The following is an 8,741-nucleotide window of genomic DNA, read 5'->3' as shown; positions in this document are numbered from 1 at the left end:
TTTTTTTGTTCTCTTGATGTTCAGTATTAATTCATATAAAATTAAGATTGCCGTTTTAGCTCAGAAGGTAGAGCATTTCCATGGTAAGGAAAAGGTCCCGGGTTCAAATCCCGGAAACGGCTTAAATAGTAAGCTAATGTTTATCTTAATTGATTTAAGTGAAAAATAAATAAAAAAAGCGACCCATCATAGGTCACTTTTTTTATTCATGATTAATTGTATGATCAATTTTGATCTCACTGTTGGTCAATGAATCTTCAGTAATGATTGGGGTAACCTTACCAACACTGATCATCGTCAAGCTGTGCATTGCTCTTGTAAAGATAGTATAGAGAGTACCAGTGTAATTTGGATTGGGGTAGTTCTTTTCAGAAATATCCCAAGCAATTACAGAATCAAATTCCAATCCCTTTGCTAAATAGATTGGAATGATAAGCACACCCTTTGGTAAAGTCCGATCAGCATCCTTAAGTAAGTTAACCTCAATTTTTGAATGAAGCTGGTCGTAAACTTGATTAGCTTCCTCAACATTTTTAACTAAGATTGCAACAGTTCCATATTCTGCTTGCTGCTTAATGACTAATTGAATTAGTTGATTATATGATTCTTTTAAGTCATCCGTAATAATTAGTTCTGGTAACTCACCTTCTCGTTGGAAGGCTTCAATTTCACCACCATTAGGCAGAATCGATTTAGCAAACGTCGTAATTGGATAGGTGGAACGATATGATTTAAGTAAACTAATTAATCGAGAATGCTTAGTTTTAAATGAAGAATTTAAACGATTCAATAGTTGCTTTGGTGTTTCAACTTCTTTGAATAGCGCTTGTTCACTATCTCCAAGTAATGTCCACTTAGTTTGCGGAAAAGCATATTTTAAATATTTTAGCTGTGCAACTGAATAATCTTGCATTTCATCAATAAATAGATACTTCATCGTGTTATTTTGGCCGCCACCGCACATGTAGTCTCTTAGATATAGAAGTGGTGCTGCATCATCTAATTCAACTTGATGAAATTCAATCTGCCTCATAAAGCTAGGTAACTTAGATTTCCATTCTTCCAATGAAGCGTTAGCTGGTGAATGATATTGTTTCATAAAGCTATTGTATTGAACGTATGGATCAACAAAATTGTTATTGAAAATCGCGTCATATACTGACTGAAGTCGATTAGTAACGATTTGCTTTGCGATGTAGAATCTTTCAGCACTTTCATCTTGAAATCATTCAGGCGTTTGCCAGCAAGAATATTGTGATAACGTTCATCAGTCATCTCGTCGATTTCCTCGTTAACCCAATCAGCTTGGGTTTCTTTGTCAATTCTTCGCTTTAGAATCTTAATTAATGCATTCTTGGTCTTTGTGAACTTATCAGCGGTTTTTAGAGCGGTCGGAAATTGGTTAAATACTTGTTTAATTTCGTCCTTAGAAAAGAAGACTTCGCCATTGAAGTTAATATTGGAAAAGGCAATGGTGTCCGCAGTTAAGTCATCACAGTATGTTGTGATGGCATTCATGTATTCACCAGCTTCTTTTTCTCTTCTAATATTTAGATCAGTATCACTTGTAGTATCATCGACTTCATATCGTTCAAACAAGCTCTGAACATTAATGCCCTTGAGACGATTTTCGATAAATTCGGCAAAAGTGACTTGTCGCATATTCCGTTCACCTAAACTAGGAAGAACTTCAGAAATGTAGTGACTGAAAAGACGGTTAGGTGAAAATAAAATAATCTGATCTGCTTCTAAGGTATCTCGACTGTGATACAGTAAAAAGGCAATTCTTTGAAGAATTGCTGAAGTTTTACCAGATCCGGCAACCCCTTGAACAACTAACAAATCACTACGTGTATCACGGATAATATCGTTTTGTTCTCGTTGAATTGTTGCGACAATGTTTTGCATATATTCATCGTTTTGTTCACCCAAAGCATTTTGAAGGAGCTCATCTCCAACTGTCTCATTGGTATCGAACATGTTTTTAATTTCACCATCATTAATTTGAAACTGGCGCTTCTTATTAAGGGTAACTTTTTGAGATCCCATGGGTGCCTCATAAGTTACCTCACCTAATGTGCCGTTGTAATAAATACTAGAAATTGGCGCACGCCAGTCATATATTAAAAATTCGCCATCTTTATCCTGAAAAGAGGCTGTGCCAATATATAATTTTTCTGGTGTAGTTTCACCATCTTCAGTGATATCAATTCGACCAAAGTATGGTGATTTTTGTAATTGTCTATAAGTATCTAATTGATCCTTTAAAATTGATTCATTTTCAGTTAATCGAGAAACTAAGCCTCTTTGTTGCTGTAATTCAGCACTAGTTTCGATTCGGTCATCAACTTCAAAGTAGTTTACTGAAGTGTTGGTAGAGTAACTTTGTTGAACCCGTTTGGTTTCGTCATGAGCCCGGTCATACTCTGTTTGGGTATCATCAATCTTGTCTGAGAGTTTGTTTACTACATCATCGACACGTTGTTGTTCAATTTTCTTTTCAGTATTTTCCAAATGGGCAAGTCCTTTCTATAAGTCGTAATTCTAAATGCTTTGAATATTCTAGATGTATTTTATGGGCCTGTCAATTCAAGCATACTTTGACATTTTGGTGATTTATAAGTAAAATAAAAGCGATATTTTGTTAAGTAGATGAGTCACTATCAGAGAGACTATAGTTGCTGAAAGTAGTCACGATAAATCGAAATGGAAAAGGTAATGTATGGGTAACTCCTTATCGTTGAGAAGTGGCGGCTATTAATAGTCCGCAATTTAGGTGGTACCACGGTTTAACGTCCTATTGAGCAAGTCAATAGGGCGTTTTTGAAAGGATGGATATGAAATGGCAAAGAAAGTTATTTTAACAGGTGATCGTCCAACAGGCAAGCTACACATTGGTCACTATGTTGGTTCCCTAAGAAACCGGGTTGAATTACAAAATTCCGGTGAGTATGATACCTATATTATGATTGCTGATATGCAAGCTCTAACGGATAATGCACGCGATCCAGAAAAAATTAGAAATAGTTTGCTTCAAGTTGCAATGGACTATTTAGCAGTTGGAATTGATCCTGAAAAATCAACTATTTTAGTTCAATCACAAATTCCAGCATTATCAGAACTAACTGAACACTATTCAAACTTAGTTAGTGTTTCAAGGCTAGAAAGAAACCCAACTGTTAAGTCAGAAATTCGGCAAAAAGAATTTGGTAAGAGTGTTCCAGTTGGATTCTTTACATATCCAATTAGTCAGGCTGCTGATATTACAGCTTTTAAAGCTGACACAGTTCCCGTTGGTGATGATCAAGAACCAATGCTTGAACAGACTCGAGAAATTGTTAGATCATTCAACTCGATCTATCAACAAGATATTTTGGTTGAACCACAAGGCTATTTCCCACCAAAAGGAATGGGAAGAATTCCTGGTTTAGACGGAAATGCCAAAATGAGTAAGTCACTTGGAAATGCAATTTATATTTCTGATGATGCTGATACAGTTAAACAAAAGGTTATGTCAATGTATACTGATCCTAACCATATTCATATTGAAGATCCTGGTCAGGTTGAAGGAAACGTAGTGTTTACTTATCTTGATATTTTTGATGAAGATAAACAAAAAGTGCAAGAACTTAAGGACCAATACAGTCGCGGTGGTTTAGGTGACGTGAAAATTAAATTATATTTAAACGAGGTCCTTCAAGGGGTCTTGGAGCCTATCAGACAACGGCGCAGTGTCTATGAACAAGATCCTGCAGCCGTTTACGATATTTTGAAAAAGGGTAGCGAAAAAGCAAATATCGTTGCTAATCAAACTCTTCAAGAAGTTCGTGACGCAATTGGAATCAACTATTTTAACTAGTAGAAGGTGTTCACAATGGAAAACCTTGTAATCTTGGATGTTGGTTCTAATTCCGTTAGAATGGCAATTAACCAAATTCAAAATGATGGCTCCTATCGAGAAATAAAACGGGTCAAGAGTGATAGTCGACTTTCTGAAGGCATGGGAACTAAGAAAATCCTTCAAGAAGTTGCAATGAAGAGAACCATCGCGTCATTGGCTGATTTTAAGGATATCTATTCTCAATATAGTCATGTTAATGTAATTGGTATCGCAACAGCCGCAGTTCGCCAAGCTATCAATAGTGCTGATTTTTTAAACCGGGTCAAGCAACGAATCGGGATTGAAATCCAAGTTCTTTCTGGGGATGAAGAAGCATATTATGACTACGTGGGAGTGGTTAATAGATTAGGTATCAAAAATTGTCTGATTTTAGATATTGGCGGAGCTAGTTGTGAACTGGTTGCTGTAAAGAAAGGAAAAGATACTAATCTAATTAGTATCCCAATTGGCGCAGTCAACTTATCAGAACGGTTTCATTTGGCAGATCGAATTTCAGGTTCTAATCTATTTAACGCTCAATTTCATATTAGAAAAGAATTTGCCCAAGTTGATTGGCTTAGCCAATCAAGAAGACAACCGCTAGTTTTACTAGGGGGGGCCAATCGAACACTTGCTAGAATTAATCGAAAACGGCAGAATATGTCACGAATTGATGCAATTCATGGGTATCATTTATCATATGAGCAAGTTAATCGCACGTTTTTGAATCTATTACGGGGAAATATGAAGCACCGCCAACAAATCCCTGGTTTGGAAACAGATCGAGCTGATATTATTGTTGGTGGCTTGATGCCACTTGTGGTATTAATGGATTACCTTGATACTAAAAAGTATATTTCTCTCAAGTGGTGTTCGGGAGGGAATTATTACTGAATACATTGAGAAGCATTATAATAAATGATAATTAGCTAAAGCTGGACAAGAAATCTTGACCAGCTTTTTGGCGCTATTGGTGGTGATGATTTGCGTTTGGAGCATGATGGCTTTTATAAGCATGATTATTTAACAAGATTAGCATTAGTGTTAGGACAGATAACTGAAACGAAAAGTGCTCGGAAAGTCATAGCTCATAACTATGACTCTAAATTAGCCAATATTATTGAAAACTACCTCACTAATTATCAGCTACCTGAAGGTATTGCCACTAACTTAGTGGTTAATGGAATTGAATATATGGTACCAATGGTCACTGAAGAGCCGTCTGTTATTGCAGCTTGTAGTAATGGCAGCAAATTATTGTCATCTGATGATGGAATTTTGGCGACTGTAATTAGTAATTTAGTTGATGGGCAAATAATATTGAAAAGCAGCCAATTTGAATTGGTGGAAAAGTATATTGCTAAGCATGCGACTGAAATTATTAAAGTTGCTAATCAGAGTCATCCTTCAATCAAAAAATATTCCCAAGGTGTAGTTTCGGTTAATACTAGGCGGTTAGATAGCCAATATCTTTCGCTAGACGTCGTAGTTGATGCTGGTGAGGCAATGGGAGCCAATATTGTTAACTCAATGCTAGAGGCTATTAAAGGCTATTTAGAGACCAATCTGTCACAGACAGAAACCCTAATGGCTATTCTAACGAATAATGCGCAGCATGCATTGGTCAAGGTTAGGGGGCAAGTGCCTGTTAGTAAATTGGCGACTTCAGAGGTAGATGGCAGGGTGGTTGCTCAGCGAATTAGCGAGGCCAGTTATATTGCTGAAATTGATCCAATTAGAGCTACAACCCATAATAAAGGCATTATGAACGGTGTGGATGCAGTAGCAATTGCACTTGGAATGATTGGCGAGCATTAGAAAGTTCAGTTCATAGTTTCGCTGCCAAGAATGGTCGTTACCAAGGACTGACTTCTTGGCATGTGGATAATGATTCTTTAGTTGGTGAAATGACAATTCCGATTCCAATTGGGTTTGTTGGTGGGGCAACTAGGGTCCTTCCGTTAGCTAAAATTAATCAGGAGATTAGCCAGGTAACAAACAGCAATCAAGAGATGATGTTAATTGCTGCCACAGGGTTAGCACAGAACTTGGCGGCTTTAAAAGCATTGGTTACCGAAGGAATTCAAAAAGGCCATATGGGATTGGCAGTAAAATCGGCGGTTCTAGCTAATGGCGCTAATCCGGCAGAAGTCGGTCAAATAGTTAATCGATTGAATGAAATCGGTAAGCACGATGCTGAGACAATTAAACAAGTAATTAATGATTTCCGTAAGGAGAATAATAAACATGGATAATAATGTTGAAATTGAATTAAATGATCAAGTTCAAGGACTTATTAATGCAGTTAACCAGTTTTGGGATGGTGATGTTTCCGTTCAATTCATTGGGAACTTGCAAGCAGGGTTTGTACGTCATGATCAAGCGCAAGCAGTTCAGGATGGCAAAATTTAATGATCCAAGTATCAGATTTAAGCGCTCCAAATTACACGGCATCACACGAATTAATTCATGTGTTGATGACTTTGCGGGGCTTTCCACAGGTCTTTTTTCCATTAACTACGGGAGATACTAAACTTGATGAGCAATTACAGATGCTGGGAACTGAACTATTTGACATCGTCTCGCACTTTGTGGTGGTTAGTGAACAACGTAAACATGGTTTGGTTGATGATGAAATTGAATCAATGTATTTAAAAGGAATTTACAAAACAATCAAGCCAGAACCTAAAGATGGCGATGACCAACAAACACTTCGATCGTTAACTTTACTAGATGCGATGGTGTTCTTTGGTGACAAGGTTGCAGAACACGAAGATAAGTTTAGTCAAGACTTTCCAATTTCATATGAAGCAGCTAAAAAATTATATGCGGTAATTACAGCGAAACCAACTAATTCTCCGTTTGCTTTAAGACGGAACGTTGTTAAATTATTCAAGGCATTTGATGAACAATTAAAGGCCTGGGGACTACCTCAACTTCACAACACTGAATTCACAACAGTAAGTAATGTATTGTCTGAACGCCAATTAGGTTTATCGGTTCGCCAAGTATTTGAAATTTTCCATTCAGAGTTGAAGATTGCTAATACTGACAAACGAGCATATGTGGGCTTCAATAAAAATGATGATCAAAATTCATTTGTAATTGAAGAGCTCAACGGTGATGTTGATAGTGCCGAATTCTTCAAAGAGACTTACGACAAAACTGTTAAGGAATTATTAGAAGAACTAAAGATGCCATATATTATTCGCGAATAATTTGGGGATGAATTTGATGATTGAATCAACAGTTCAACAACTATTTGATAATGCGAAAAAGATTACGTTTTTGACTGGTGCTGGAGTATCGACTCCATCTGGAATTCCAGATTATCGGTCAAAAAACGGTTTATACACTAATAATCACCATGCAGCTAAACCGGCTGAATACTATCTAAGTATTGATTGCTTAAATCAAGAACCAGAAGTGTTTTATGATTTTATGATGAACAATATGTATTATCCTGATGCTAAGCCAAATGTCATTCATCAAAAGCAAGCAAAATTTACCAAACAACGGGATGCAATGGTCATTACACAAAATATTGATGGTTTATACCAAAAGGCTGATACTAAAAGGTTAGTCGAGTTTCACGGCACGTTATTTGATGTTTACTGTCTTAAATGTGGAGAACATGTCGATTACCGCGAATATTTGGATAACATGCATCATCAAAACTGTGGTGGTATTTTAAGACCGAATATTGTTTTGTATGGTGAAGGATTAGCGGGTGAAAATATCAGTCGAAGTATTGCTGCAATTTCAACAAGTGATTTAATAGTGATTGTTGGTACTTCAATGAAGGTTTATCCATTTGCCGGGTTAATTGATTACCGGATCAAGAATGCCAATGTTGTCGTAGTTAACCAAGAGGTATTAGATCTTGGCTTTAAAACTACGATGCTTAAAACCGATGCAACAGCTTTCTTCAATGATTTACAAGTTAACTGATATAGGGGAGGTAAACTATGATTAATATTGGTTTAACCACCTTTGCTGATCATCCTGATTTGTCAGTAGATGGGAAAAAGCAGTCCAGATTAAGTGAGTACAGCAGTCACTTTCCAATTGTGGAAATGGACACACCATTTTATGCAATTCCCAAAGTTTCCGTAATTGAGCATTGGCAGCAACAAGCACCTGATAATTTCCAATTTATTCTTAAAGCTAATCAGTTAATGACACTTCATGATATAGCTAAAGGTGACCAAGTTAACAAGGAGGACCGACAGACAGTTTTCAAGAATATTTAAAGGCAGTTAAACCATTGGTTGTCGCTAATCAGCTCAAAACAGTCTTATTTCAGTTTCCACCAACATTTAGGTTGAACACTGAATCAATTGAGTATTTGAGGTTAGTTAGAAGTCTAATGGGAAAAATTGCAGTCTCAGTTGAATTTAGGGATGATTCTTGGTACGCAGATAATGTTAAGACTGACGTTAAGAACTATTTAACAGAGCTTGAGTTTACATTCGTAACACCTGATGAGCCCCATACGTTAAACGTCGGGGTTCCATTTGAACCAATTGTTACTAATCATTCATTGGCCTTCCTAAGACTTCACGGACGAAACGTAAAAGGTTGGACAACGCCGGGAAATAATTGGCGAGCTAAGCGGACGCTGTATAATTATTCTGAAACTGAGCTAACCGACATCGCAACTATGATTAAACGACTTGCCAATGAAGTGGCAGAAGTGATTGTGGTTTTTAACAATAATGCTGGTCATGATGCTGCAAAAAATGCGCTTAGGCTAAAGCAAATTTTGAATATTGAATATAATAATCTAGCACCCTTACAAATGGATTTATTTTGACTTAACATCGCCAAATATACGGTTTTTTGCTATACTTGAGGTTAA

General features: G+C 36.8%; 4 protein-coding genes, 1 tRNA gene and 4 pseudogenes. 8 read left to right on the top strand and 1 reads right to left on the bottom strand.

All coding sequences use genetic code 11. The features are described from left to right. Positions 1–49: 49 nt before the first annotated feature. Positions 50–122 (top strand) — tRNA-Thr (locus NBRC111893_RS09600). 80 nt (positions 123–202) lie between these two features. Here NBRC111893_RS09600 and helD read toward each other — a convergent pair. Next, positions 203–2,514 (bottom strand): annotated as a pseudogene (gene helD, locus NBRC111893_RS09595) (RNA polymerase recycling motor HelD). Between the two features lie 328 nt (positions 2,515–2,842). Here helD and trpS point away from each other — a divergent pair. The 7 genes and pseudogenes from trpS (at position 2,843) to NBRC111893_RS12225 (ending at position 8,696) form a co-directional block, all read left to right on the top strand. After that, on the top strand, positions 2,843–3,859 hold the full coding sequence (gene trpS, locus NBRC111893_RS09590) for a tryptophan--tRNA ligase (protein WP_125008906.1): 1,017 nt from the start codon (positions 2,843–2,845) through the stop codon (positions 3,857–3,859). A 15-nt stretch (positions 3,860–3,874) separates the two neighbouring features. Then, positions 3,875–4,802, top strand: a pseudogene (locus NBRC111893_RS09585) (Ppx/GppA phosphatase family protein). Positions 4,803–4,921: 119 nt separating this feature from the next. Next, positions 4,922–6,135, top strand: a pseudogene (locus NBRC111893_RS12235) (hydroxymethylglutaryl-CoA reductase, degradative). Continuing rightward, positions 6,128–7,098, top strand: a pseudogene (locus NBRC111893_RS09575) (IpaB/EvcA family protein). Before NBRC111893_RS12235 ends, NBRC111893_RS09575 begins: the two co-directional pseudogenes overlap by 8 nt. Before the next feature lie 16 nt (positions 7,099–7,114). Then, on the top strand, positions 7,115–7,831 hold the full coding sequence (locus NBRC111893_RS09570) for an NAD-dependent protein deacylase (protein ID WP_125008905.1): 717 nt from the start codon (positions 7,115–7,117) through the stop codon (positions 7,829–7,831). Between the two features lie 17 nt (positions 7,832–7,848). Beyond that, positions 7,849–8,133 carry a DUF72 domain-containing protein gene (locus tag NBRC111893_RS12230; protein ID WP_369689741.1) on the top strand — a complete coding sequence of 95 codons (285 nt, stop codon included), beginning with the start codon at positions 7,849–7,851 and terminating at the stop codon, positions 8,131–8,133. 14 nt (positions 8,134–8,147) lie between these two features. After that, positions 8,148–8,696 carry a DUF72 domain-containing protein gene (locus NBRC111893_RS12225; protein WP_369689740.1) on the top strand — a complete coding sequence of 183 codons (549 nt, stop codon included), beginning with the start codon at positions 8,148–8,150 and terminating at the stop codon, positions 8,694–8,696. Positions 8,697–8,741 lie beyond the last annotated feature (45 nt).

Source organism: Lentilactobacillus kosonis (assembly GCF_003864335.1).
Taxonomy (GTDB): domain Bacteria; phylum Bacillota; class Bacilli; order Lactobacillales; family Lactobacillaceae; genus Lentilactobacillus; species Lentilactobacillus kosonis.
This window is presented reverse-complemented; position numbering and strand designations above follow the sequence as displayed.

Bases quoted from the DNA above. Each gene is read 5' to 3' on its own strand.
- NBRC111893_RS12230 (WP_369689741.1), top strand. From the start codon at position 7,849: ATGATTAATATTGGTTTAACCACCTTTGCTGATCATCCTGATTTGTCA.
- NBRC111893_RS09570 (WP_125008905.1), top strand. From the start codon at position 7,115: ATGATTGAATCAACAGTTCAACAACTATTTGATAATGCGAAAAAGATT.
- trpS (WP_125008906.1), top strand. From the start codon at position 2,843: ATGGCAAAGAAAGTTATTTTAACAGGTGATCGTCCAACAGGCAAGCTA.